General features: G+C 70.4%; 25 protein-coding genes and 3 tRNA genes. 17 read left to right on the forward strand and 11 right to left on the reverse strand.

What is annotated here, in order from left to right; all coding sequences use genetic code 11:
* Positions 1-13 precede the first annotated feature (13 nt).
* The gene (locus IEY87_RS01115) at positions 14-448 is read right to left on the reverse strand and encodes a DoxX family protein (protein ID WP_189136559.1); all 435 of its coding nucleotides are present in this window, start codon (positions 446-448) and stop codon (positions 14-16) included.
* Positions 449-592: 144 nt separating this feature from the next.
* Positions 593-2,236, reverse strand: a complete 1,644-nt coding sequence (locus IEY87_RS01120) for a heparinase II/III domain-containing protein (RefSeq protein WP_225276854.1) — start codon at positions 2,234-2,236, stop codon at positions 593-595.
* 137 nt (positions 2,237-2,373) lie between these two features.
* Between IEY87_RS01120 and IEY87_RS01125 the strand changes: the two genes are divergently transcribed.
* Positions 2,374-2,970 (forward strand): HD domain-containing protein, encoded by a 597-nt coding sequence (locus IEY87_RS01125; RefSeq protein ID WP_189136561.1) that lies wholly within the window; start codon positions 2,374-2,376, stop codon positions 2,968-2,970.
* A gap of 68 nt (positions 2,971-3,038) precedes the next feature.
* Here the strand turns inward: IEY87_RS01125 and IEY87_RS01130 are convergent, their stop codons facing one another.
* On the reverse strand, positions 3,039-3,410 hold the full coding sequence (locus IEY87_RS01130) for an antibiotic biosynthesis monooxygenase family protein (protein WP_189136562.1): 372 nt from the start codon (positions 3,408-3,410) through the stop codon (positions 3,039-3,041).
* A gap of 115 nt (positions 3,411-3,525) precedes the next feature.
* Between IEY87_RS01130 and IEY87_RS01135 the strand changes: the two genes are divergently transcribed.
* Positions 3,526-4,302 carry a fumarylacetoacetate hydrolase family protein gene (locus IEY87_RS01135; RefSeq protein WP_189136563.1) on the forward strand — a complete coding sequence of 259 codons (777 nt, stop codon included), beginning with the start codon at positions 3,526-3,528 and terminating at the stop codon, positions 4,300-4,302.
* Complete coding sequence (gene gltX / locus IEY87_RS01140; protein WP_189136564.1) at positions 4,295-5,668, forward strand: glutamate--tRNA ligase; 1,374 nt, start codon at positions 4,295-4,297, stop codon at positions 5,666-5,668. The genes IEY87_RS01135 and gltX overlap by 8 nt, the downstream gene beginning before the upstream one ends.
* On the opposite strand, the gene IEY87_RS01145 is transcribed toward gltX, so the two are convergent.
* Positions 5,562-6,827 (reverse strand): MATE family efflux transporter, encoded by a 1,266-nt coding sequence (locus IEY87_RS01145; RefSeq protein ID WP_189136565.1) that lies wholly within the window; start codon positions 6,825-6,827, stop codon positions 5,562-5,564. The two genes, gltX and IEY87_RS01145, sit on opposite strands and share 107 nt — an antisense overlap.
* 57 nt (positions 6,828-6,884) lie before the next feature.
* On the opposite strand from IEY87_RS01145, the gene IEY87_RS01150 reads away from it, so the two are divergent.
* Positions 6,885-7,430: a PadR family transcriptional regulator gene (locus IEY87_RS01150; protein WP_189136566.1), complete on the forward strand. Its 546-nt coding sequence runs from the start codon at positions 6,885-6,887 to the stop codon at positions 7,428-7,430.
* Positions 7,431-7,636: 206 nt separating this feature from the next.
* Here IEY87_RS01150 and IEY87_RS01155 read toward each other — a convergent pair whose 3' ends face one another.
* On the reverse strand, positions 7,637-9,604 hold the full coding sequence (locus IEY87_RS01155; RefSeq protein WP_189136567.1) for a M3 family metallopeptidase: 1,968 nt from the start codon (positions 9,602-9,604) through the stop codon (positions 7,637-7,639).
* Positions 9,605-9,760: 156 nt separating this feature from the next.
* Between IEY87_RS01155 and IEY87_RS01160 the strand changes: the two genes are divergently transcribed.
* From IEY87_RS01160 to IEY87_RS01175, 4 genes are all read left to right on the forward strand, one after another.
* A tRNA-Gln gene (locus IEY87_RS01160) sits at positions 9,761-9,832 on the forward strand.
* Between the two features lie 45 nt (positions 9,833-9,877).
* Positions 9,878-10,456 (forward strand): hypothetical protein, encoded by a 579-nt coding sequence (locus tag IEY87_RS01165; RefSeq protein WP_189136568.1) that lies wholly within the window; start codon positions 9,878-9,880, stop codon positions 10,454-10,456.
* An 80-nt stretch (positions 10,457-10,536) separates the two neighbouring features.
* A tRNA-Glu gene (locus IEY87_RS01170) sits at positions 10,537-10,612 on the forward strand.
* Between the two features lie 19 nt (positions 10,613-10,631).
* A tRNA-Glu gene (locus tag IEY87_RS01175) sits at positions 10,632-10,704 on the forward strand.
* Between the two features lie 184 nt (positions 10,705-10,888).
* Here IEY87_RS01175 and IEY87_RS01180 read toward each other — a convergent pair.
* The gene (locus IEY87_RS01180; protein WP_189136569.1) at positions 10,889-12,601 is read right to left on the reverse strand and encodes a hypothetical protein; all 1,713 of its coding nucleotides are present in this window, start codon (positions 12,599-12,601) and stop codon (positions 10,889-10,891) included.
* 67 nt (positions 12,602-12,668) lie between these two features.
* Positions 12,669-13,385, reverse strand: coding sequence for an IclR family transcriptional regulator (locus tag IEY87_RS01185; protein WP_189136570.1), 717 nt, complete (start codon positions 13,383-13,385; stop codon positions 12,669-12,671).
* Between the two features lie 61 nt (positions 13,386-13,446).
* On the opposite strand from IEY87_RS01185, the gene leuC reads away from it, so the two are divergent.
* The 4 genes from leuC to IEY87_RS01205 all read left to right on the forward strand — a co-directional run bounded on the left by leuC (position 13,447) and on the right by IEY87_RS01205 (position 16,052).
* The gene (gene leuC / locus IEY87_RS01190; protein WP_189136571.1) at positions 13,447-14,832 is read left to right on the forward strand and encodes a 3-isopropylmalate dehydratase large subunit; all 1,386 of its coding nucleotides are present in this window, start codon (positions 13,447-13,449) and stop codon (positions 14,830-14,832) included.
* Positions 14,833-14,844: 12 nt separating this feature from the next.
* Positions 14,845-15,432 (forward strand): 3-isopropylmalate dehydratase small subunit, encoded by a 588-nt coding sequence (gene leuD, locus IEY87_RS01195; RefSeq protein WP_189136572.1) that lies wholly within the window; start codon positions 14,845-14,847, stop codon positions 15,430-15,432.
* Positions 15,411-15,653 (forward strand): SCO5555 family protein, encoded by a 243-nt coding sequence (locus tag IEY87_RS01200; protein ID WP_189136573.1) that lies wholly within the window; start codon positions 15,411-15,413, stop codon positions 15,651-15,653. The genes leuD and IEY87_RS01200 overlap by 22 nt, the downstream gene beginning before the upstream one ends.
* Before the next feature lie 99 nt (positions 15,654-15,752).
* Positions 15,753-16,052: an HU family DNA-binding protein gene (locus IEY87_RS01205; protein WP_189136574.1), complete on the forward strand. Its 300-nt coding sequence runs from the start codon at positions 15,753-15,755 to the stop codon at positions 16,050-16,052.
* A gap of 50 nt (positions 16,053-16,102) precedes the next feature.
* Here the strand turns inward: IEY87_RS01205 and IEY87_RS01210 are convergent, their stop codons facing one another.
* A complete protein-coding gene (locus IEY87_RS01210; RefSeq protein ID WP_189136575.1) occupies positions 16,103-16,303 on the reverse strand; it encodes a hypothetical protein in 201 nt (66 codons plus the stop codon).
* Positions 16,304-16,320: 17 nt separating this feature from the next.
* Positions 16,321-16,968 carry a 2-phospho-L-lactate guanylyltransferase gene (gene cofC / locus IEY87_RS01215; protein WP_189136576.1) on the reverse strand — a complete coding sequence of 216 codons (648 nt, stop codon included), beginning with the start codon at positions 16,966-16,968 and terminating at the stop codon, positions 16,321-16,323.
* Between the two features lie 78 nt (positions 16,969-17,046).
* Here cofC and IEY87_RS01220 point away from each other — a divergent pair, with 78 nt between their 5' ends.
* The 3 genes from IEY87_RS01220 to IEY87_RS01230 all read left to right on the forward strand — a co-directional run bounded on the left by IEY87_RS01220 (position 17,047) and on the right by IEY87_RS01230 (position 19,934).
* Entirely contained in the window at positions 17,047-17,754 is a 708-nt protein-coding gene (locus tag IEY87_RS01220; RefSeq protein ID WP_189136577.1) for a lysophospholipid acyltransferase family protein, read from the forward strand.
* A gap of 4 nt (positions 17,755-17,758) precedes the next feature.
* Positions 17,759-18,769 (forward strand): NAD(P)H-dependent glycerol-3-phosphate dehydrogenase, encoded by a 1,011-nt coding sequence (locus tag IEY87_RS01225; RefSeq protein ID WP_189136578.1) that lies wholly within the window; start codon positions 17,759-17,761, stop codon positions 18,767-18,769.
* 70 nt (positions 18,770-18,839) lie between these two features.
* The gene (locus IEY87_RS01230) at positions 18,840-19,934 is read left to right on the forward strand and encodes a D-alanine--D-alanine ligase family protein (RefSeq protein ID WP_189136579.1); all 1,095 of its coding nucleotides are present in this window, start codon (positions 18,840-18,842) and stop codon (positions 19,932-19,934) included.
* Here the strand turns inward: IEY87_RS01230 and IEY87_RS01235 are convergent.
* Positions 19,917-20,348 (reverse strand): DUF3515 domain-containing protein, encoded by a 432-nt coding sequence (locus IEY87_RS01235; RefSeq protein WP_189136580.1) that lies wholly within the window; start codon positions 20,346-20,348, stop codon positions 19,917-19,919. The genes IEY87_RS01230 and IEY87_RS01235 overlap by 18 nt on opposite strands.
* 13 nt (positions 20,349-20,361) lie before the next feature.
* Complete coding sequence (locus IEY87_RS01240) at positions 20,362-20,595, reverse strand: Lrp/AsnC family transcriptional regulator (RefSeq protein ID WP_106249262.1); 234 nt, start codon at positions 20,593-20,595, stop codon at positions 20,362-20,364.
* A 47-nt stretch (positions 20,596-20,642) separates the two neighbouring features.
* Between IEY87_RS01240 and IEY87_RS01245 the strand changes: the two genes are divergently transcribed.
* Both IEY87_RS01245 and IEY87_RS01250 read left to right on the forward strand, forming a co-directional pair.
* Complete coding sequence (locus IEY87_RS01245; protein WP_225276853.1) at positions 20,643-21,611, forward strand: thiamine-phosphate kinase; 969 nt, start codon at positions 20,643-20,645, stop codon at positions 21,609-21,611.
* A 310-nt stretch (positions 21,612-21,921) separates the two neighbouring features.
* Positions 21,922-23,610, forward strand: coding sequence for a hypothetical protein (locus IEY87_RS01250; protein ID WP_189136581.1), 1,689 nt, complete (start codon positions 21,922-21,924; stop codon positions 23,608-23,610).

The raw sequence follows: 23,610 nt of genomic DNA on the forward strand, positions 1-23,610 counted from the left end.
GTCCGCCTAGCGGCTACGAGCTGACGGGATCCGGCGCGAGCTGGGCGCGGCGGCGGCCGAGCAGGCCGTCGACCGCCCACGCGCCGGGTCCCAGGACCGCGATCAGCAGGAAGGCCCAGCAGTACATCGCCGCCAGCTCGCCGCCGTTGCGCAGCGGGAGCAGGTGGAGCGGCTGGTGGACGACGAAGTAGGCGTACGCCATCGTGCCGGAGGCCAGCGTGGCCGCGGCTCGGGTGAACAGGCCGCTCAGCACGAGCAGGCCGCACATGAGCTGGATAAGCGCGGCCCACCAGCCGGGCCAGGCGGCGAACGCGACGGCCTGCCCGGTGCCGCGATTGCCGCCCAGCACGCCGAACAGGGACGCCACGCCGTGCAGCGTGAAAAGGAATCCGGTCACCACGCGGAACAGCGCGAGCATCGGCTGCCCGATCCGGTCAAAATGGCGCATGAGGCCTCACCTTATTCCGGGGGGGATCAAGACGAGGCCAAGCGTGCGGACCGTTTCGGTCACCGTCAATCGGGGCCGCGGTCAATATCGCCGACAGCGATTCTGACGTGCGACTTTACCGATGAAAATACCAGCCGGTAAATTTCAGAGAATGCCGGCCGGGAAGCTCACGCCGTTGACGGTGACCTTTCCGCCGGAGCACGACACCTTGGGCGCGTCGGTGCCCGGCACGATGATCGTCAGCAACGACTTCGCGGCGGGGGAGACCACCACGTTGGTGGGCTGCTTGGACAGGTAGGTCGGTGACATCCAGCCCCGCTTGCCGCCGCGCTGCACCTTCTGCCCGCCCACCGGCTTGCAGGAGGCGAGCTGCACCATCGTGACGTCGAACTTACCGTCGCGGAGCACGACCCGGCCGCCCCGGTTGGACACCAGCTTGAGCGAGTCGTCGAACCGCCACAGATTCTTGATCTTCTTGCCGCCCGCGGCGGTGTCGAGCACCGCCATCACGTCCTCGTCGTGGTTCACCAGCACGGACCTGGTCCGGGTGACGCCATAGGCCTTGTCGGTCAGCCGGAACGCCTGGGTGCCGGAGCCGTACTTCGTCTTGACGAGCTTGCTCGACGTGCGCGGCCTGAACCGCTGACCCACGACGACGGGCACGTTGTGCGCCTCGGGGGAGAGCGTCCAGTAGCGGTAGGCGTTCTTCTCGTAGGAGTGGAACCCGGCGTCGACCAGGATGTCCCGGCCGTGCGCGTAGTAGGTGACGCCCAGGTGGTCCTCGTGCCCGTGGTACTTCATGCCGGGGCCGAAGCGGATGGAGTAGTAGGCCGAGTCCGGCTTGCCCCAGGCGGTCCGGCCGTAGACGTAACCCGCCTTGTACGCCTTGACGAGCTGCTTCGGCGTGCCGGTCGTCATCTTGGGCTCGGTCTCGGCGCTGCCGTCGCCGATGGGCACCATGTAGCCGTTGGGCTGGGTGGAGTGGGCGATGAAGTCCTTGAGCGCGTCGGCGCGCCTGCTGATCTCGCCCGGCACCTTGCGGCCGCAGGAGCGCATGTTGGCCATGGCGACCTGGAGCCGGCCGTAGACGTAGACCGCGTAGCGCGGCGCCTGCTCCATGAGCGCGCCCTGGGAGTCGACGTCCAGCTTGACCGTGCCGGTCAGCCGCTTGGAGGCCAGCCCCGACCAGTCCTTACGGCCGTAGCGGCAGCCGATGGCCATCAGCGCGATGTCCTGGTCGATGCCGTGGTTGTGGCCCTTCTTGTAGAGCCGGGGGTCGGACAGGAGCTTGGCGTGGTCGGCGAGGCTCCGCTTGAGCCAGTCGTCCTGGAGGTGCATGCTCAGGCAGACCAGCGCCTGGCTCCGCAGCGAGACCGGGTGGTCGTTCCAGACGTAGGCCTTGGTGCCGCGCGCGCCCCGCTTGTTGTGCGTCACCCAGTCCTTGGTGATCTCCCCGGCTCGATCCAGATAGCGCCGCTCACCGGTGTTCTCGTAGGCGACGACGAGTGTGCCCATCCAGCGCAGCGACTGGAAGACGTACTCCCAGGAGCGGTTGCGGTGCGGGCTCGCGGCCCAGTTGATCTTCTTGCCGAGCTTGTACGCGGGCAGGCCCACCAGAGAGATCTCGCCGCGCATCACGTCGTCGGCGGTGGGGGTGCCGGGCAGCCAGTCGCCCTGGCACTGCGCGGTGCGCTTGACCGGCGCGGACGCACTGCCCTCGGCCTGAGCGAGGTTCGCCGTCCCGCTGAGGAGGAGCGTCAGGGCAAGGGGGATCGCGAGGCGGCGCACGCCGACTTCCTTCCGGGCCGAAAAGGTGGGGAATTGGCACATGCTGGCCGAATCCCTATATCAAGGTCAAGTCGGGCACCGGATCGTTACGCCCCCCAGCCTCGCCCAGGTCGGCCGGGTCGGCGATGCTGTCCTGCATGAGATACGACGACGTCATCTTCCCTGACACGCCGGTCTGCGGGACGGCCCGCGAAGTGGCCGCCCAGTATCACTCCGCGTCGCTGCTCAACCACTCCATCCGGGCCTACATCTGGGCCGCGGCCTACGCCCAGGAGCGTGGCATCGGGTTCGACGCGGAGCTGTTGTACGTGTCGGCCATGCTGCACGACATCGGGCTGACCGCGGAGTTCGACAGCCACACGGTGCCCTTCGAAGAGGCGGGCGGGCACGTCGCCTGGGCGTTCGCCGCGGGCGCGGGCTGGCCGGTCGAGCGCCGGGTGCGCGCCGCCGAGGTGATCATCCGCCACATGTGGGACGTGGTGCCCGTGGAGGAGGACCCCGAGGGGCACCTGCTGGAGCTGTCGACCGGCATGGACATCTCGGGGCGGCGCACCGAGGACATCCCGGCCGGGCTGCGCGAGGAGGTCCTGCGCCGCCACCCGCGTCTCGACCTGGTCAAGGAGTTCGCCGCCTGCGTCACCGACCAGGGCACGCGCAAGCCGTCGAGCCTGGCCGGCGGGTTCGTCCGCGGCGGGATCGCCGAGCGCATGGCGAACAACCCGCTGGACGGCTAGCGCCGGCCGACCGGGCCGGTTTCGGCTGGCGCTGGACGTCTGGGCCGGCTTCGGCCGGCGCTGGACGGCTAGGCCGGCTTCGGCGCCGCGCTCTGCACCACCTCGAACGACCACACCTCCGAGCCGGACGCCGCCGGGCCCTGCCCATGGCCGTGCCCCTGACCCTGACCCTGCTCCTGGGCGGCCTGGGCGGCCTGGGCGGCCTGGGCGTGCCCGCGCTGGAACGCCTGGCCCTGCTGCCAGGTCTGGAAGTCCGCCTCGCTGCGCCAGCGGGTGTAGACGAGATAGCGGTCGGTGCCCTCGACCGGCCGCAGCAGCTCGAACCACTCGAACCCGTCGGCCGACTCCACCATCCCGGCCCGGTTGGAGAAGCGCTCCTCCAACTGGGCACGCATCTCGGCGGGCACCGTCAGTACGTTGATCTTCACGACCGATGACACGGGAGATCCTCCTTCACGTCGTTGCCTGTCCAGCCAATCAGTTGCCTGTCCAGCCAATCATGGGACAGGCGCCCGCATGGGCGGACCCCGCCGACGTCGGCGATAGCCTTGTCAGGTGCGTATAGCGAGGTTCTCCACAGGCGAAGGCGTCTCGTTCGGCGTGGTCGAGGGCGGTCCGGGCGAGGAGTTCATCTCCGCGATCACCGGCCACCCGTTCGGCCAGGTGCAGTTCACCGGGGAGCGGGTCCCGCTGTCCCAGGTGAAGCTGGTCGCCCCGATGCTGCCCAGCAAGGTGATCGCCATCGGCAGGAACTACGCCGAGCACGCTCGCGAGATGGGCAACGAGGTGCCCGACGAGCCGCTCATCTTCATGAAGCCGTCCACCTCCGTGATCGGCCACGGCGAGTCGATCGCCTATCCGACCACGCTGTCCGACCGGGTCGACTTCGAGGGCGAGCTGGCCGTGGTCATCGGCAGGCTCTGCCGCGAGGTGCCCGCCGAGCGGGTCAAGGACGTCATCTTCGGCTACACCTGCGCCAACGACGTCACCGCGCGCGACCTGCAGAAGAAGGACGTGCAGTTCACTCGGGCCAAGGGGTTCGACACCTTCTGCCCGCTCGGGCCGTGGATCCAGACCGACCTCGACCCGTCCGACCTGGCCCTCACCACCACGGTCAACGGCGAGATGCGGCAGACCGGCCGCACCAGCCAGCTCATCCACGACATCCCCGCCCTCGTCGCCTACGTCAGCGCGGTCATGACGCTGATCCCCGGCGACGTGATCCTCACCGGCACCCCGGCCGGCGTCGGCCCGCTGGAGATCGGTGACGAGGTCAGCGTCGGGATCGAGGGCATCGGCACTCTGACGAACAAGGTGGTCTCTCGTGACTGATCTCCGGGTGCGTTTCGCCCCGTCCCCAACCGGCATGTTCCACGTCGGCGGCGCCCGTACTGCGCTGTTCAACTGGGCCCTGGCCGAGAAGTCCGGCGGCCGGTTCGTGCTGCGCGTCGAGGACACCGACGCGACCCGCAACCGGCCGGAGTGGACCGAGGGCATCATCTCGGCCCTCGACTGGATCGGCATCAACGGCACCAACCCGGTCTTCGAGGGTCCCTACTTCCAGTCGGCCTACGAGCCGCAGCACCGCGAGGCCGTGGCCAAGCTGCTGGCCGGCGGCGGGGCCTACCACTGCGACTGCACCCGCGAGCTGCTCGTCGCCCGCACCGGCTCCGAGCACAAGGGCTACGACGGCCACTGCCGCGAGCGCGGGCTGACCGAGGGCGCGGTGCGCTTCCGCACCCCCGACGAGGGCGTCACCGTCGTCGAGGACGTCATCCGCGGCCGGGTGGAGTTCCCCAACGAGGCGCAGGAGGACTTCGTCATCGCCCGCACCGACGGCTCGCCCCTCTACGTGCTGGCCAACGCGGTCGACGACATCACCCAGAACATCACCCACGTGATCCGCGGCGAGGAGCACCTGGGCAACGCCGCCAAGCAGCAGTTGCTGTGGCCCGCGCTGGGCGCCACTCCGCCGGTCTGGGCGCACCTGCCGGTCATCGTCAACGAGCAGCGCAAGAAGCTGTCCAAGCGGCGGGACAAGGTCGCGCTGGAGGACTACCGCGCCGAGGGCTACCTCGCCGAGGCCGTGGTCAACTACCTCATGCTGCTCGGCTGGGGCCCCGGCGACGACCGCGAGATCATGCCGTGGTCGGAGATGGTGCCGCTGTTCGACCTGGAGGACGTCAACTCCTCCAGCGCCTTCTTCGACGACAAGAAGCTGCGCGCCTTCAACGGCGAGTACATCCGGGCCCTGCCGATCGAGACGTTCGAGGAGCGCTGCCGGCCCTACCTCGACCCCGACTGGGACCGCGAGCTGTTCAGCAAGGTCGCGATCCTGGCGCAGACCCGGCTGACGGTGCTGTCGGAGATCCGGCAGAACGTCGACTTCCTCTTCCTGGAGGAGCCGGTCTTCGACCAGGCGTCCTGGGACAAGGCGATGAAGAACTCCCCGGAGGAGATCCTCACCGGCTATCTGGCCCGCCTCGACACCCTGAGCTGGGATCCCGACTCCCTCAAGGCGGCGCTGGAGGAGGTCGGCACGGCGCACGGCCTCAAGCTCGGCAAGGCCCAGGCGCCCGTCCGCGTGGCGATCACAGGCCGGACCGTGGGCCTGCCGCTGTTCGAGTCGATCGAGGTGCTCGGCCGCGAGCGCGCCAAGGACCGCATCCGCGCGGCGCTGGCCCGCCTGCGAGGCTGAGCACCAGGCTGACGGCCGCGCCCGCGGCCATCGACAGCCACACGCCGGTGACGCCGAGCCACGCGCTCAGGACATAGGCGAGGGGCAGCTGTACGGCGAAGCCCGCCAGAGTGGCGGCCAGCAGGCGGCTGCCCCTTCCGCTTGCCTGGAGCACCCCGCCGACGGCGATCAGGGCGCCGAAGGGGATGAGATAGAGCGTCATCCAGCGCAGGAAGCTCACCGCCGCCGCCGGATCGCCGCCGAACAGGCTTGCGACGGGGACGGCCACGGCGTTGAGCGTGAGGGCCACCACCGCCCCCGCGAGCAGGCCGAGCCGCAGGGGTGAGCCGGTGGGCTCCGAGCGCGCGGTGCGGATCAGGGCGGCCTGGCGGAGGGCGTAGAAGAGCATGACCCCGGCGAGCATGACCTTCTGCCCGATGCCGTAGCCGGCGAGCTCGGCCGTGCCGAAGGACGCCACGAGGTCCACCAGCACCATGCCCACCACCGCACGAGCCAGGAAATCTCCGGACATGGGCAGCCCGGTCTTCAGGACGTCACCCACCACGAGCCCGGGCGCCGGCTCCGGGGACGCCGGGCGGGCGAGCGCACGGAAGGCCACGGCCAGGGTGAGGGCGCGGGCGAGCACGGTGGCCAGTGCGGCTCCTCGCACGCCCAGGCCGAGCCCGTAGATGAGCAGCGGATCCAGGACGCCCACCAGCGCGTTGCAGATCAGCGCGTGCCGCATCGGCCGCCTCGTGTCGCCCCTGCCCTTGAGCGTGCCGTCCACGATCGTCTGCGCGAAGTACACCGGCAGGCCGCCGAGCGAGATCAGGAGATAGGAGGCCGTCAGCCCCGCGTCGTCGGTGAACAGCGCCGCCAGCGGTTCACGGAGCAGGACGCCCGGCACGGTGATCACCACGGCGAACACGGCCCACAGCAGCCAGCCCGTCCTGATCACGGGGGTCAGCGGCGCTCGGCCGTCGCGGCGCCCGATCAGCACGGTGACGCCGGTCGGGACGGCCAGGAAGAGGCCGTAGGCGAGGTATTCGGTCGTGGTCGCCACGGTCACCGCCGCGATGGCGCCCTCGCCCAGCGGGGACACCCACAGCAGATCGATCAGGCCGACCGCCACGACGGCGGTCAGCAGTTCCACATAGATCGGCATCGCGAGCCGGAGCATGCGTCATACCTCGATTCGTAATAACTCTAATCGAGGTATAGCGGTACGATGCATGACATGGCAAGTGGCGGTGACCTGACCCTCACCATCCTGGGATTCCTCGACGAGCGTCCGATGCACGGCTACGAGCTCAAGGCCCGGATCGCGGCCTTGACCGGGCATCTCAGGCCCGTCAGTGACGGCGCCCTCTATCCGGCCATCGCCAGACTGGAGGCGAAAGGCCTGGTGGAGCGGCACGAGGAGGCCGGTACGCACGCGGCCCGCAGGCAGGTGCTCACCATCACCCCCGAGGGCAGGCAGCAGTTGCTCGGGCGGCTACGCGAGCCCAGCGACCTGGACATCAGCGACCAGAGCAGGTTCTTCGCCCTGCTGACGTTCCTGTCGGCGCTGCCCGACGCGCGAGAACAGGCGGAGGTGCTCCGGCGCAGGCTCGCGTTCCTGGAGGCGCCGGCGAGCTTCTTCTACGAGGGGGACAAGCCGGTCCGGATCCGGGACGAGCCCGACCCGTACCGGCGCGGCATGCTCCAGATCGCCCGCGCGGCCAGCGGGGCCGAGCAGGAGTGGCTCCGGCGGCGGATCGACGAGCTGGCCGTGGCGGGCTGACCCAGAGCCGCACACCCGTGAACGGGCCAAGGACCGCGCCCACGGTCTCGTGCGAAGGGCCGCGTCCACACGGCCCGCCCGGTCTCGTACGGACGGCGCGGTGTCCGTACGAGACGGGGACGTGATCGGACGGGAGCAGGAGAGGGGTCAGACGTGGCCGCGGCGCTCCAGAGCGGTCAGACGTGGCCGCGGCGCTTCAGGAGCGGTCAGATGAGGCCGCGGCGCTCCAGGAGGGGGCGGATGCCGGGCTCGCGGCCGCGGAAGTTGCGGAAGGAGGTCAGCGCGTCCACGCTGCCGCCCCTGGACAGCAGCTCACGGCGGAAATGGTCGCCGTTGGCCCGCTTGAGCCCGCCGTTCTCCTTGAACCACGCCACGCTCTCCGCGTCGAGCACCTCGCTCCAGATGTAGGAGTAGTAGCCGGCGCTGTAGCCGCCGGAGAAGATGTGCGCGAAGTAGTTGGTCCGGTAGCGCGGCCTGACCTCCGGCAGGGCGATACGCGCCGCCTCAAGCGCCGCCGCCTCGAACGCCTCGGAGTCCGGCACGCTCTCGCCCGCGCCGAGCTTGTGCCAGGCCCAGTCGAGCAGCGTGGCGGCCAGGTATTCGACGGTCTGGAAGCCCTGGTTGAAGTTGTCGGCGGCCTTGAGCTTGTCCACCAGCTCCGCGGGCATCGGCTCGCCCGTCTCGTGGTGCCTGGCGTAGCTCGCCAGGATCTCCGGCCAGGTCACCCACATCTCGTTGACCTGAGAGGGGTACTCGACGAAGTCCCGCGGCACGCTGGTGCCCGACACGCGCGGGAAGCGCACCTCGGAGAACAGTCCGTGCAGGGCGTGCCCGAACTCGTGGAAGGCGGTGGTGACCTCGTCGTAGGACAGCAGCGCCGGCCCCTCGGCGGGCTTGGTGATGTTGAGGTTGTTCATCACCACGGGCTTCTCGCCGAACAGGAACGACTGGTCGACCAGGTTGTTCATCCACGCGCCGCCGCGCTTGCCGGGCCGGGCGTACGGGTCCAGCAGGAACAGGCCGAGCTCGCTGCCGTCCTCGTTGAACACCTCGAAGACCTCGACGTCCTCGTGGTAGCCGGACAGGTCGGGCCGCTCGGTGAACGTCACGCCGTAGAGCAGGCTCGCCGCCTTGAACACGCCGTCGCGGTAGACGCGGCTCAGCTCCAGGTAGGGGCGCATGGCGTCGGCGTCGAAGTCGTAGCGGGCCCGGCGCACCTTCTCGGCGTAGAAGGACCAGTCCCACGGCTCGATCGGGAACCCGGCCTGCTCGGCCAGCGCCTCGGCCTCCTCGCGGGCGTTGCGCACGGCCGGGTCGACGAGCTGGTCGAGCATCTCCTCGACCGCCTCCACGGTCTTGGCCGTCTGGTCGGCGACGACGTACGCGGCATGGCTGGGGAAGCCCAGCAGCGCGGCCCGCTCGGCGCGCAGGGTCGCCATCTTGATGGCGAGCTCGAAGTTCTGCGGCGCCCGCTCGACGCTCAGCGTGTAGAGCCTGCGGCGCACCTCGCGGTCGGTGAGCTGGGCGAGGGCCGGCTGGTTGGTGAAGTTGAGCAGCGGCAGCACGTAGCGGCCGTCCTTCTCCAGCGACTTGACCGTGGCCTCGTCCAGGCCGTCGAGCTCCTTGGCGTCCGTCACCACCAGGGCCGAGCCGGTGGAGGCCCTGAGCAGGTTCTGCGAGAACTCGGTGGACAGCGTGGACAGCTCCAGGTTCAGCGCCCGCAGCCTGTCCTGCTCGGACTCCGACAGGTCGGCGCCGGCCCGGACGAAGTCCTCGCGGTACTTCTCCAGCAGCCACGCCTGCTCGGGGTCGTCCGTCGTCACCTGCTTGAGCCGGGCCCACAGCGCGCGGTCGAGCCTGATCGCGTCGCTGTGCTTGGACAGCTCCGGCGAGATCCGCTTCTCGATCTCCATGAGGGCGTCGGAGGTGTTGGACGCCGCGTAGCTGTAGAACACCGTGGCCACCCGGCCCAGGATCCGGCCCGAGCGCTCCAGCGCGGCGACGGTGTTGTCGAACGTCGGCGGGTCCTCGCCGGACGCCACGGCCGCCACCTCGGCCAGCTGCTCCGCCATCCCGCGCTCGAAGGCGGGCAGGTAGTGCTCCTCGCGGATCTCCTTGAAGGGCGGCAGCTGGTAGGGCAGGCCGCTGGGGGCGAAGAAGGGGTTCTCGGCCAAAGCTTGGGCTCCTCCACGTGGTGGTTTGTCCCCATCAGCTTGGCACGGAGAAGCCGATGCCGAGCGCCGCCGGGTATTCGTTTTGGTCTTCCACCCCTAGCTGGGCTATTCTTTCGGACGTCGCCAAGCGCCGCCTTCCGGGGCTGTCGCAGGCGGTGGGGTATGGTGTAATTGGCAGCACGACTGATTCTGGTTCAGTTAGTCTAGGTTCGAGTCCTGGTACCCCAGCAATGTGCGGATGCTCCCTTCAGGGGGTGTCCGTATTCTTGTTTTATGGATGAGTTCCGGATGGGGCGCGGATCCTTCCTCGCGTTCGCTGCCCCTTTCCTCCTCCCTCTGCTGCTCTTCTTCCCCGTGTGCCTGCTGCTCGGCGGCATTCTCACCGGCAGCCTCGCCTGGGCTCTGGTCATCGGCGCGGCGGGCACGTCGGCGCTCGTCGGAGTGCTGGTGGTCAAGCACCGGCGGATGATCGCGGGCACGGTTGTACGGTTCTCGCCGCGGGGCGTGGAGATGGCCGACACCTACGGTTTCGTCCTGCGCCTCGACTGGCCGGACGTCCAGCGCGTCGACGTGGTGGAGAGCCGGATGGCCAGCCCTCGCACCATCAGCCGCCCCGGCGGCGTCCGGGTGCGCGCCGGAGCGATGCGGAGCGTCGGCCTCGTCGGCTGGGGCGAGCGCGAGGTGCCGGCCCGGATGCCCCGCTGGATGCGCGACCACCTGGCCCGCGTTCCGGTGGACCCGCACACCGGCCTGCAGCGGCTGGGCATTCCGCTCGGCGTCGTGGACCCGCTCTGGGAGCGCGGGCGGATGGGGGACTGGGTACGTCGCCACAGGCCCGATCTGCTGGCCTGATAACGGTTTTGAGTGCTCCTTCCGGTGCGGTAGAGTTACCTGCGTTGCCGGGGAGACCCGGCAAGCTCGCTTGGAGACAGGGTCCCGTCGTCTAGTGGCCCAGGACGCCGCCCTCTCAAGGCGGTAGCGCCGGTTCGAATCCGGTCGGGACTACCACTGTCACCAAGCTCGCGAAGGTCCCGTCGTCTAGTGGCCCAGGACGCCGCCCTCTCAAGGCGGTAGCGCCGGTTCGAATCCGGTCGGGACTACACATCACCGCAAAAAGACCCGATCACCGATCGGGTCTTTTTCGCGTTTCACGACTACTTCGCGCCGCCGCGCGTTCAACCCGACCACTTCTCTTCAACCCGACCGCTTCTCACCGCCAGGCGCATGACCCGGCCGCTCCTCGCCGCCGCGCGTTCCGGGAACGCGCGGCGGCGAGCGGGGCGGCTAAGGGGTGGTCGCGGAGCGGGCCTTGAACAGCGCCCGGCGGGCCGTCTTGGCGATCTGCTTGTCCGGGTGCACCTGGGAGATCAGGTCCAGCAGCTCCTCGACGTGCGCATGCGGAATCTTCCACACCACGTCGAGCAGGCTGTTGAGCAGCTCAGGGCCGATGTCCCGCAGGCTGCCCACGAACTCGGCCCGGCCCAGCCCGGCCGAGATCGTCCACATGTCCAGGATCAGCCAGTGGGTGTCGTCCGGGGTCGGCTCGGGCGCGTCCGGCACCTGGAGCTGGCTCAGGTGCGTGGCCGCGTAGGGGCGCAGCGAGGACTCCTTGAGCGCCTCCTGCCAGGCGGGGATCGCGTCCTCGCCCAGCGTGCCGACGACACTGGCCGCCTGCACCCGGATGAGCGCGTCGCTCTCGTCCTTGGCGGCGGCCTCCAGCAGCTCCTCCGCCGCCCTGCTGGGCTCACGCAGCCGCATCCAGGCGGCGAACTCCGCGTCCGCCTCCTCCTCGGGCAGCTCGGCGCTGAGCACCAGCAGCTCGTGCGCGCTCATCGACTCGATGGCGGGCCGCGCGTCGATCTCGATGTCGGAGTCGTCGACCAGATGGACGACGCCCTCAGTGCCGAGCGGCGTGAGACTGACCGTGCCGCCGGTGACCTCGGTCATGCCGTAACCGGCCAGCCATTCGAGCACGGAGGCGAGCGGGTCGCCCGCGGCCTGCCAGGCGTCGGCGCCCAGCTCGTCGAACTCGGTGGCGGCCTCGGCCAGCTCCTGCCGCAGCTCGTCGAGGTCACGGCTGCCGCCCGCGAGCAGCAGCCTGACCAGCAGGGCCCGGGTCAGACCGGCCAGGGCCATGGTCAGATCCTCGTCGGGCAGCTCGGGGTCGCCGTAGTCGACCGAGTGCAGGCCGAGCATCCAGGCGTCGAGCACGTCCTCGTCGTCGTCGAACGGCCACTCCGAGGTGTCGTCCTGCACGGCCACGGTGTTGCCCTCGCCCGGCTCCAGGAACTCCAGGTCCACGGCGAGGTTCCACAGGTTCCACAGCTGGGGGACGGCCTCGGCCAGGGAGCCGTCCGTCTCCGGCTTGGGCAGCCCGACGGTGGCCAGCGCCTCCTCCACCTCGGCGTCGGACAGCAGCGTGTCCTCACCGACCCGGCGGCCCGAGCCGACCCACAGGGCCAGGTCGCGCGCCTTGGCGATCAGCGGGACCGCGCGGGCGGCGGCGGCCAGCTCGGCGTCGGGGCGCAGCCTGACGGTGGCCAGATCCGCCAGCGCGTCGGCGTACAGCTCGAAGTCCCCCAGATCGCCGGCCTCGTCCTCATCCTCGTCGGCGTCCTCGATGAGCTCCTCCATCAGCTCGACGAAGTCGTCCTCGACGTCGTCGAGCTCGGCCTGCAGGTCGGTGAGGGAGTCGGAGCCCTCGGTGAGCCTGCCGGTCATGGAGAGGAAAGTGAGGTACGCGTCGATGGCGGGAAGCATCCCGTCGGCCGCCGTGTCGGGGTCCTCGACGACCTTCGGCATCCGGTCGAGCACGAGGTTGCGCAGGTCGGCACGCTTCCACGTGCCGAGATCCGGCGAGAAGGCGAGACGGTGCCAGAGTGCGGCAGGCCCCACGAGCTCGGGGTCACTGTCGGGTGCGTTGGCGCGTGCCCACAAGATGAACTCTTCGAGCAGGGGTCGCAGCTCAGTGGCGGCTACCTCGATGCGATCTGTCACGCACTCAGGCTAGTGCTCCCGCGAGGCACTCGGCTCCCCGAATACGGGCTTTGGCCGGTCATGCTGATCATGAGGTGCGGCGCATGGCTTCGGTGATCCGCTCGGCCGCCGCCATCACGGGCACCGCGTGCAGTCTTCCGGGGGCTCTCGTCAGCCGCTCCAGAGGTCCGGAGACGGAGACGGCCGCGATCACCTTGCCGCCCGTGCCCCGTATCGGCGCCGACACGCTGGCCACGCCCTGCTCGCGCTCTCCCACGCTGTGCGCCCAGCCTCTGCGCCGTACGGAGGCGAGCGTCGCGGCGGTGAACTTGGCCCCCCGCAGGCCGCGGTGCAGCCGGTCGGGCTCTTCCCAGGCCAGCAGTATCTGGGCGGCCGAGCCGGCCGTCATCGGCAGCGCCGAGCCGACGGGCACGGTGTCACGCAGGCCGCTGGAACGTTCGGCGGCGGCCACGCAGACCCGCTCATCGCCCTGCCGCCGGTAGAGTTGCGCGCTCTCGCCCGTGAGGTCGCGCAGCTGCATGAGCACGGGGGCGGCGACGGCGAGCAGCCGGTCCTCGCCGGCGGCGGTGGACAACTCCGACAGCCGCGGGCCGAGCACGAACCTACCCTGGGTGTCACGGGTCACGATGCGGTGGTGTTCGAGCGCGACGGCGAGTCGGTGGGCCGTCGGGCGGGCCAAGCCGGTCGCCTGAACGAGCTGCGCCAAGGAGGCCGGTCCGGCTTCGAGGGCGTTGAGTACCAGAACGGCCTTGTCCAGTACGCCGACTCCGCTAGAGTTGTCCATACACCGATACTGCAGTCTCGACATATGAGAAGGCAAGTCGGAAGATTTTCAGGAGGAGATCATGGGTCGCACACTGGCCGAGAAGGTCTGGGAGCAGCACGTCGTCCGCCGCGCCGAAGGCGAACCCGACCTGCTCTACATCGACCTGCACCTCATCCATGAGGTGACCAGCCCGCAGGCGTTCGACGGACTCCGTCTCGCGGGCCGGACCGTGCGAAGGCCCGACCTCACGATCGCCACCGAAGACCACAACGTCCCGACCGTGCGCGGCCCCATCGCCGACCCGGTGTCCAAGGCCCAGGTCGAGACGCTGCGCAAGAACGCCGCCGAGTTCGGCCTCAGGCTGCACCCGATGGGCGACGCCGGCCAGGGCGTGGTGCACATCATCGGCCCGCAGTTCGGCCTGACCCAGCCGGGCATGACGATCGTCTGCGGCGACTCCCACACCTCCACCCACGGCGCCTTCGGCGGCATCGCGTTCGGCATCGGCACCTCCGAGGTCGAGCACGTGCTGGCCACCCAGACGCTGCCGGCCTACCGGCCCAAGACCATGGCCATCGAGGTCGCAGGCGAGCTGCCCGCCGGCGTCACGGCCAAGGACCTGATCCTGGCCATCATCGCCAAGATCGGCACCGGCGGCGGCCAGGGCTACATCGTCGAATACCGCGGCGAGGCCGTGCGCAAGCTCTCCATGGAGGGCCGGATGACGGTGTGCAACATGTCCATCGAGGCCGGCGCGCGGGCGGGCATGATCGCCCCGGACGAGACCACGTTCGCCTACCTCAAGGGCCGCCCGCACGCGCCCTCCGGCGAGGCGTGGGACCAGGCCGTCGCCTACTGGGAGACGCTCAGGACCGACGACGACGCCGTGTTCGACAAGGTCGTCGAGATCGACGCCGCGTCGCTGGCGCCGTACGTCACCTGGGGCACGAACCCCGGCCAGGGCCTGCCGCTCACCGAGACCGTGCCCGACCCGGACAGCTTCGCCGACCCGACCGCGAAGTCCTCGGCGCAGCGCGCGCTGGAGTACATGGGCCTGACCGCCGGCACCCCGCTGCGCGAGATCGAGGTCGACACGGTCTTCATGGGCTCGTGCACCAACGGCCGCATCGAGGACCTGCGCGCCGCCGCCGAGATCCTGCGCGGCCGCCAGGTGCGGACCCGCACGCTGGTCGTCCCCGGCTCGATGCTGGTCAAGCTCCAGGCCGAGCAGGAGGGCCTGCACGAGGTGTTCAAGGCCGCGGGCGCGGAGTGGCGGGAGGCCGGGTGCTCCATGTGCCTGGGCATGAACCCCGACACGCTCCAGCCGGGCGAGCGCAGCGCCTCCACCTCCAACCGCAACTTCGAGGGCCGCCAGGGCAAGGGTGGCCGCACCCACCTGGTCTCGCCGCAGGTCGCCGCCGCGACCGCCGTCACCGGCCGCCTGACCGCCCCCGCCGACCTCTAGGAGAACCTTCCGATGGACGCTTTCACCACCCACACGGGTACGGCGGTGCCGCTGCGCCGCAGCAATGTCGACACCGACCAGATCATCCCCGCCGTCTGGCTCAAGCAGGTCAGCCGCACCGGGTTCGAGCGCGGCCTGTTCGCCGCCTGGCGCGAGGACCCGGCGTTCGTGCTGAACGACGCCACCTACGACGGCGCCTCGATCCTGGTCTCGGGTCCCGACTTCGGCACCGGCTCCTCGCGCGAGCACGCCGTATGGGCGCTGCAGCAGTACGGCTTCCGCGTCGTGATCGCCGCCAGGTTCGGCGACATCTTCCGTAACAACTCCACCAAGATGGGCCTGCTGCCGGTCGTCCTGCCGGGCGACAAGGTCGAGGCCCTCCAGGACGCGATCGAGGCGGCCCCGGATCTCCAGGTGACCGTTGACCTGGGGGCGCGTCAGGTCCGCTGGGCCGGTGAGAGCGTCGGTTTCGAGATCGACGACTACACCCGCTGGCGGCTGATGGAGGGTCTCGACGACATCGGACTGACCCTGCGTCACGCCGAGGATGTGGCGGCGTACGAGAATGGTCGGCAGCCATGGCTGCCGACGACCGTCTAGAAGACGATGAGCTGGCGCGGCGGTTGCGTGAAGCGCACCGCCGCGTCCGCATGCTGCCCGCCGCCGACAAGGAGCGGGCGGCCCGCCGCTACCTGTCCATCTGCGATCAGGCCAAACGTGACCCGAAAAGGGCCGCGGCCCGCCTGGAGACCTTTCTCGCCACCCTGCAAGACGGTGCTTGCGACACGCCACGCGAGGGGTTAAACACGCCCGGTGATTGAGTTCACCCGCGATCCCGCCTACTTTCGAGCCCGTAAGGGGTTTCTACGTCGGACGCGTGAGCTGGAACCCCGCGCCGTAACTGGGGGAGCAGAACATTCATGAACAAGCGGGAACTGGTCGACGCCATCGCAGACCGGGTGGGCGACAGGAAAACAGCGACCGAGGCCGTGAACGCGATCATTGACGCCGTCCAGAAGGCAGTGGCGAACGGGGACAAGGTCTCGATCACCGGCTTCGGCGCTTTCGAGATGGTGCACAAGCCGGCTCGGACGGCGCGAAACCCGTCGACCGGCGCGGAGATCAAAGTCCAGGAGAGCTGGGCGCCGAAATTCCGCCCCGGCTCGGATTTCAAAGAGCTGGTGAACGCGGGCGGTCAGAAGGCCGCCAAGAAGAAGTAGCCACCGGGACGGCGAACGCCCGGGCTCCTATTCGGGAGCCCGGGCTTTTTTCATGGCAGCGCGAAAGTGGACAGCGTGACGTAGGTGATCTCGCCGTCGGCCAGCGCGAGGTTGACGCGCTGCCCGGTGCGCAGCAGCCGCAGCGGGCCCGCGTCGAAGGCGTGCGTGGGGAAAGCCAGGACGGTCCCGTCGTCGAGGAAGACCGAGCCCGAACGGGTCGTCTCGTCGAAACTGCGCACTGTCGCCTGCACACGAACCAGCCTACGGGTCAGCGTGCGGGCGGGCCAGCGGGCCACAGTTCGGCGACGACCGCCGCCGTGTGCCGGCCCAGCCCGAGCGCCATGGCTGCGCGCAGGTCGTCGGGGGTGTCCACGTCGCGCCTGAGCGAGTCGATGCCGTCCAGGCGCAACTCCTTGGCCCCGCCGCCCAGGTGCTTGATCCGTGACTCGCCGCCGAAGCGGGGCTCGAACGGCAGGCCGGGCCGTACTCCGTAGAAAGTCGTGCCGATGTCCAGCGCGTCGGGCACGAACGACTGGTCGAACTCGCTCGCCGCCGTCAGGGCGGCGGCGAGCTCAGCCGGGCGCAGCGCCGGCAGGTCGGCCTGCAGGGCGCCGACCGCGTCGCCGGGGGCCAGCCGCACGGCGTGCGCGGCGCCGGTGCGCAGCGCGGTGTTCAGGCCGCGGTCGGGGTCGGTGACCACGTCGGCGCCCAGCGCGCCGAGCGGGCCCGCGGCGGCGGGGTCGGCCGTCACCACGATCACCCGCGCGACCGGCGGGCAGGCCAGCGCCGCGGTGACGGTGTCGCAGGCGACCGCGACGGCCAGTCGCGTACGGTGCGGTCCCGTGGCGGCGGCCAGCCGGGTCTTCGCCGCGACCAGCGTCTTCACCGGAATGACCAGGGACCAGCGGATGCTCATAGGGTAAGCATCGCGCCTCGACAGCCCTGGCGGCCAACCAGGACACTGAGGCGGGCACCGGAGCCGTTGGAGGAGACCATGAGTCGCACGCGACCGTCGCGTTTCTGGGAGACCCTGGCTGTCGTCATCGTGAAACCGCTCTCCTGGCTTCTGGTCAAGAAGGACTGGCGGGGTGGCGACCGCATGCCCCGCACCGGAGGCGTCATCATCGCGACCAACCACCTGTCCTGGGCCGACCCCGTGCTGCTCGCGCACTTCCTCTACAACCACGGCCGCTGGCCGGTCGTCCTGGCCAAGTCGACCCTGTTCAAGGTGCCCTTCCTGGGCCACGCCGTGCGCGAGATGTGCGCCATCCCGGTCGATCGGGGCAGCGACGAGGCGGCCAGGTCGCTGCGCGAGTCGGCCCAGCGCCTGCGCGACGGCGGCGCGATCCTGTTCTATCCCGAGGGCACCTGCACGCGTGACCCCCGGCTGTGGCCGATGGTGGGCAAGACCGGCGCCGCCCGGCTGGCGCTGGAGAGCGGCGCGCCGGTGATCCCGGTGGCCCACTGGGGCGCGCAAGAGCTGCTGCCCTACGGAGACACATGGCCCAGACCGCTGCCCCGCAAGACCTTCCGCGTCATGGTCGGCCCCCCGGTGGACCTGTCGAAGTACGCGGGCCGCGCCCCGCACGCCGACGTGCTGCGCGCGGCCACCGCCGACATCATGGCGGCGATCACCGCCCAGCTCGCCGAGCTGCGCGGCGAGAAGGCTCCCGCAGTTCCCTACGACTCCACAGAGCGGTGACGCGATGACCAAGGCCGCCGTCTTCGGCACCGGCTCGTGGGGCACCACGTACGCGATGATCCTCGCCGAGGCGGGCAACAAGACCATCCTGTACGGGCGCAGACGCGAGGTGGTCGAGTCGATCGACCGCACGCACATGAACACCGACTACCTGCCCGGCATCTCGCTGCCCACCTCGCTGCGCGCGACCACCGACGTGGCCGAGGCGCTCGACGGGGCCGATCTCGTGGTGCTCGCGGTCCCCTCCCAGACCCTGCGGGCCAACCTCACCGCCTGGCGCGAGCACATCCCGCGCGAGGCCATCCTGGTCAGCCTGATGAAGGGCATCGAGCTCGGCACCACCAAGCGGATGAGCGAGGTGATCCGCGAGGTCGCCGGGGTGCCGCAGGAGCGGGTGGCGGTCGTGTCCGGGCCCAACCTGGCCAAGGAGATCGCCCAGCGCCAGCCCGCCGCCTCCGTCGTGGCCTGCACCGACGAGGGCGTCGCCGCGCGGCTGCAGGAGGCCTGCCACCTGCCGCCGTGGTTCCGTCCCTACACCAACACCGACGTGGTCGGGGTCGAGCTGGGCGGCGCGGTGAAGAACGTGATCGCGCTGGCCGTGGGCGTGGCGCACGGCATGGGCATGGGCGAGAACGTCGGCGCCATGCTCATGACCAGGGGGCTGGCGGAGATCTCCCGCCTCGGTGCGGCGCTCGGCGCCGATCCGCACACCTTCGCGGGCCTGGCGGGCATGGGCGACCTGGTGGCCACCTGCACCTCGCCGCTGTCCCGCAACCGCACCTTCGGCGAGAATCTCGGCCGCGGCATGACGCTGGAGCAGGTGATCGCCGCCACCAGGCAGACCGCCGAGGGCGTCAAGTCCTGCGAATCGGTGCTGGAGCTGGCCAGGAAGCACGGGGTGGAGATGCCGATCACGGAGGTCGTGGTCGGGGTCGTCCACGACGGCATGTCGCCGACGGAGGCGGGGATGCTGCTGATGTCGCGGTCGCCCAAACCCGAGCGCTATGGCACCTGACGAGCCGATCTGCGAGCTTCCCGCGTGCTTGACTCGCTGTAACGGGGGCACGCCGGTAGATTCGGACGTCATGAGCAAGCCACGCGTCGCCGTCGTTTTCGGGGGTCGCAATTCCGAGCATGCCGTGTCTTTGATGGGTGCGGGCAGTGTGCTGGATGCGATCGACAGGAGTAAGTACGAGGTGATCCCCATCGGGATCGCCCAGGATGGCAGGTGGGTGCTCGCGGCGTCCGGCCAGCGGTTCGCGATCGAGTCCGGGGAGCTGCCCGTCGTCGACTCCTCCGGCGCGGCGCTCGCGCTGCCCACCGGCAGCGGCTCGCTGGTGGCCTACGACCCTGGAAGCATCCCTGTGGAGCTCGGCTCGGTCGACGTGGTGTTCCCGGTCATGCACGGGCCGTTCGCCGAGGACGGCACGATTCAGGGCCTGCTGGAGCTGGCCGGGGTCCGCTATGTCGGCTCCGGGGTCCTGGCCAGCGCCGTCGGCATGGACAAGGGCTACATGAAGACCGTCCTGGCCGGCGCGGGGCTGCCGATCGGGCGCTATGTGGTGGTCCGTGACCGCGACTGGCGGCTCGACCGCGACCGCGTGCTGAAGGAGGCCGAGGAGCTCGGCTGGCCGGTGTTCGTCAAGCCGGCCAGGGCCGGCTCCTCGCAGGGCATCTCCAAGGCGCACGACCGGGCCGAGCTGGAGCGGGCCGTGGAGTTCGCACGGCAGCACGATCCCAAGGTGCTGATCGAGGAGGCCATGGTCGGCCGGGAGATCGAGTGCGCCGTGCTCCAGTCCCTCGGCGACGATCCGCCGGCCGCGTCCATCCCCGGCGAGGTGCGCGTGGAGGGCGGGCAGGAGTTCTTCGACTTCGAGGCCAAGTACTACCCCGACCAGATGTCGCTGACGGTCCCCGCCGACATCCCCGCCGAGGTCGCCGAGAAGCTGCGGGCGATGGCGGTGCGCGCGTTCGAGGCGCTGGACTGCGAGGGGCTGTCGCGGGTGGACTTCTTCTACACGCCCGACGGCGACCTGGTGCTCAACGAGATCAACACGATGCCCGGCTTCACGTCGCTGTCGGTGGCGCCCCAGCTCTGGGCGGCTTCGGGGCTGTCGTACCCCGCTCTGGTCGACCGGCTCATCCAGCTCGCGCTGGCGCGGTCACCGGGGCTGCGGTGAGATCTGGCCGATCGGGCCGGACAGGGCGGCGAGGACCTCGCCGGCCGGGTGTGAGCCACCGACGGTGACCTCCACGTAGACCGGGGCGGCGACGGCGGTGAAGAGGGTGGGCTTCTCGGGGTCGGCGTACCACCCCACCCCGTCGATCTCCTGGAGCCGGGCCGTCGGCTCCATCCTGGGCGGCCGCGGGACTCCGCAGCGCAGCGCCAGGGTCCCCGCACCCCACACCGCGACGTACGGCGACGGCGGGATGGACTCGACCCGGTCGTCCCCGTCGAGCGTCCGGGGGAGCAGCCCGGCCAGGCGCTGACAGGCGGCCACCGCCTCGCCTTCCGGCACCGGCGGCTCGACCTGGACGGCGCCGCCGCAGCCGGCGAGCGCGAGCAGGACGAGCAGGAGGCTGGCCGCACGCACGTAGAATCTGCCTTCAGATATGAACGATCGGACACGTGAGGGTGCGGGTGATCCCCTCGACGGCCTGGATCTGGGCGACGACCAGCTTGCCGAGCTCATCGACGTTGTTGGCCTCGGCGCGGACGATCACGTCGTAGGGCCCCGTCACGTCCTCGGCCTGAGTCACGCCGGGGATCCCGGAGATCTCGCGAGCCACGGCCGCCGCCTTGCCGACCTCGGTCTGAATAAGGATGTAGGCCTGCACCATTACGTCCTCCCGGGCGATTGGATCACGCCGAAGGGCCACCGTACCCTGTGTGCGTCAGGAGGTGTGTCATCACAGTCGGAGATCTCGGCGAGTTCGGAGTAGTTGCTCGTATTTCCGGACGTCTGCCACAGAGCGCGGCGGTGTTGCTCGGGCCGGGTGACGACGCCGCCATGGTCAGCGCCCCTGATGGGCGCGTCGTGGTGTCAACGGACCTGTTGATTGAGGGTAGGCACTTTCGTCGCGATTGGTCCAGCGGCTACGACGTGGGCCGCAAGGCCGCGGCCCAGAATCTCGCCGACATCGCCGCCATGGGCGCCGTTCCCACCTCCATCGTGGTCGGGCTCGGGATTCCCGCGGACCTTCCGCTCGCCTGGCTGGACGCGCTGACCGACGGGTTCGGCGACGAGTGCGCGGTGGTGGGGGCGAGCGTGGCGGGCGGTGACATCACCCGATGCGAACTGGTGGTCATCGGGGTCACCGCGCTGGGCGACCTGGGCGGTCGTGCGCCTGTGACCCGATCGGGGGCGCGGCCGGGGCAGGTGGTGGCCGTGGCCGGTCGCCTGGGCTACTCCGCCGCCGGGCAGGCCCTGCTGGAGGCGGGCGTGCCGGTGGCCGCCGACGAGCTGGCGCGGGCCGTGGCCGGGCACCGGCAGCCCCGCCCGCCGTACGCGTGCGGGCCTGAGGCGGCGCGGCTGGGCGCGGTGGCGATGCTGGACGTGAGCGACGGGCTGCTGCAGGACCTCGGGCACGTCGCGAAGGCCAGCGGGGTGCGGATCGAGCTGGACCCCCGGGCGCTGGAGGTGGCGGAGCCGGTGGCGGCGGCGGGCAAGGAGCTGGGAGCCGATCCGCTCGACTGGATCCTGACCGGAGGCGAGGACCACGCGCTGGCCGCGGTCTTCCCCGCGCAGGTGGCTCTTCCGCCGTCGTGGCTGGTCGTGGGGCGGGTCGTGGCGGGGGAGGGCGTCCACGTCGCGGGGCGCGCGGCCGGGCCGGGCGGCTGGGATCACTTTCGGTAAGGACCTGTCCCGATTTGGGTGACAATTCCCCGATTTGAGGGGCGACTACCGGGATTGATGAGACAAAGGCGTAGTAAAGGTGTTATGAAGATTGGCGGCCAACTGTAACCGGCAAGAAAGGGCAGCCATGGGCCGCCACGGCACAGGTGGATCCGAGGACGCGCGTGAAGAGGGGGACACCAGCGCCTTTTGGGGGCCGCAGGATCAGCAGGCCGATTCGTTCTGGGGGCCGTCGGACGGGAAGCAGGCCGACGAGCCCGGCTGGCCTTCGGCGCCTGGCCAGGTCGAAGTGACCGGTCAGTGGGCGCCCATGCCCCAGGGAAGTCCCGGCGCGGACGCCCCGGCTCCGCGGCGCGACCCGTTCGAGACGACGGGGGCCTTCGCCCCGCCGCCCCAGCAGGGGACCGGCAGGGTCGATCCGGCACTGGAGCAGCCCTACGAGACGACCGGAGCCTTCGTCCGCCCGGTCTCCTGGGACGACGCCCCGGATGCCACTCAGACGCTCGGGGCGCTGCCCCAGGACGGGCCAGGCCCGTTCGACCAGCAGCCTCGTCCGTTCGACCAGAATCAGAGTGTTTTCGACCCGCGCCCGATGGATCGGCCGGGCCCGTTCGAGCCGCGTGCGTCGGACGGTCGCAACCCCTTCGACAACCCGTCGGACCGTACGGCCGCGCACGAGCGGCCCGCGTTCGACCAGCGGCCCGCGTTCGACCAGCGTCCAGGGGAGAGCACGGGCGGCTACGACCCGTTCGCGGCCGAGAGCACGGGCAGGTTCGACCCGCCCGCTCACGAGGCCACGTCCAGGTTCGACGCACCCGGTCAGGACGGCACGGCCAGGTTCGACCTGCCCGGTCAGGACGGCACGGCCAGATTCGACCCGCTCGGTCAGGAGGCCACGTCCAGGTTCGACGCACCCGGTCAGGACGGCACGGCCAGGTTCGACCCGCTCGGTCAAGAGGCCACCGGTAGGTTCGACCAGCCTGGTCCCGACGGCCCGCCGGAGCCGGGCGACATCAAGGTGTACGGCGAGCCGACCATGGTCGGCATGGCCGCCCCGGCGTGGGCCGAGGCGGACAACGGGTTCCTGTCCTCCGACGAGGCGAAGGGCGACCCGGAGCCGCGCCGCCGGCGTGGCCGGCGTGGTCCGCCGAAGGACCCCGACCCGCTCGACGCCCCCTCCGGTGGCGGCGGTGGCCGGGGCCGGATGGCCCTGCTCTCCGTGGCCGCGGTGGTCGTCGTGCTCGGCGGCACCGTGGCGGGCGTCAAGATGATGAGCTCCGGCGGCGGGCCCGCCGACTGTCCCGGCGGCACCTGTGCCGCCGTCCAGTCGAGCAACCAGCCGGCGCCGAAGGACACCGCCCCGCCCGCCGACGAGCCGACCGAGGAGGAGGAACCGGCCGAGGAGCCGACCGAGGAGGAGGAGAGCGAGCCGGCCAAGAGCCCGACGCCGACCGCGACGTACAGCGCGCGGGAGCCGCGCCGTACCGCCTCTCCCACTCCCAAGCCGAAGCCGACCAAGACGAAGCAGACGCAGGAGCCGGTCGACGAGCCGATCGACGAGGCCACGGCGGAGGAGTCCATCCCCGAGGAGACCCCGACTGAGGAGATCTCCCTGGACCCGGACAGGGCTACCAGGCCCGACAACGGCGGCATCCCGCTGCCGACGGCCAGCGAGACCTTCCAGGGCGTCCCCAGCGGCGGCTCGGTGAACGTCGACTTCAACGTGACCAGCCAGCGCCTGACGAGCTACACGGCCACCATGGGTGTCACCAACGCGTCGGACCAGGCGCTGAGCACCTTCACCCTGTCGCTTCCCGTACGCGGGAAGATCCTCAGTGTGGAGGGCGCGACCTGGACGCAGGACGGCAATCTGCTGATCGTGGACCTGTCCACCCCGATCGCCGAGGGCGAGTCCACGGAGGTCACCATCGCGGCCACCGGAAGGGCGGGTCAGCCGACGAACTGCGGGCTGGTCGGAGGGGACTGCGCCGTTAGTTGA

Source organism: Nonomuraea glycinis, assembly GCF_014646515.1.
GTDB lineage: Bacteria > Actinomycetota > Actinomycetes > Streptosporangiales > Streptosporangiaceae > Nonomuraea > Nonomuraea glycinis.

Coding starts and splice junctions, on each gene's coding strand:
- cofC (WP_189136576.1), bottom strand. CDS start 16,968: ATGAGCATCCGCTGGTCCCTGGTCATTCCGGTGAAGACGCTGGTCGCG.
- IEY87_RS01115 (WP_189136559.1), bottom strand. CDS start 448: ATGCGCCATTTTGACCGGATCGGGCAGCCGATGCTCGCGCTGTTCCGC.
- IEY87_RS01220 (WP_189136577.1), top strand. CDS start 17,047: ATGAGTCGCACGCGACCGTCGCGTTTCTGGGAGACCCTGGCTGTCGTC.
- IEY87_RS01240 (WP_106249262.1), bottom strand. CDS start 20,595: ATGGTGCAGGCCTACATCCTTATTCAGACCGAGGTCGGCAAGGCGGCG.
- IEY87_RS01200 (WP_189136573.1), top strand. CDS start 15,411: ATGGCTGCCGACGACCGTCTAGAAGACGATGAGCTGGCGCGGCGGTTG.
- IEY87_RS01225 (WP_189136578.1), top strand. CDS start 17,759: ATGACCAAGGCCGCCGTCTTCGGCACCGGCTCGTGGGGCACCACGTAC.
- IEY87_RS01145 (WP_189136565.1), bottom strand. CDS start 6,827: ATGCTCCGGCTCGCGATGCCGATCTATGTGGAACTGCTGACCGCCGTC.
- IEY87_RS01185 (WP_189136570.1), bottom strand. CDS start 13,385: ATGGACAACTCTAGCGGAGTCGGCGTACTGGACAAGGCCGTTCTGGTA.
- IEY87_RS01165 (WP_189136568.1), top strand. CDS start 9,878: ATGGATGAGTTCCGGATGGGGCGCGGATCCTTCCTCGCGTTCGCTGCC.
- IEY87_RS01250 (WP_189136581.1), top strand. CDS start 21,922: ATGCCCCAGGGAAGTCCCGGCGCGGACGCCCCGGCTCCGCGGCGCGAC.
- IEY87_RS01150 (WP_189136566.1), top strand. CDS start 6,885: ATGGCAAGTGGCGGTGACCTGACCCTCACCATCCTGGGATTCCTCGAC.
- IEY87_RS01230 (WP_189136579.1), top strand. CDS start 18,840: ATGAGCAAGCCACGCGTCGCCGTCGTTTTCGGGGGTCGCAATTCCGAG.
- IEY87_RS01125 (WP_189136561.1), top strand. CDS start 2,374: ATGAGATACGACGACGTCATCTTCCCTGACACGCCGGTCTGCGGGACG.
- leuD (WP_189136572.1), top strand. CDS start 14,845: ATGGACGCTTTCACCACCCACACGGGTACGGCGGTGCCGCTGCGCCGC.
- leuC (WP_189136571.1), top strand. CDS start 13,447: ATGGGTCGCACACTGGCCGAGAAGGTCTGGGAGCAGCACGTCGTCCGC.
- IEY87_RS01205 (WP_189136574.1), top strand. CDS start 15,753: ATGAACAAGCGGGAACTGGTCGACGCCATCGCAGACCGGGTGGGCGAC.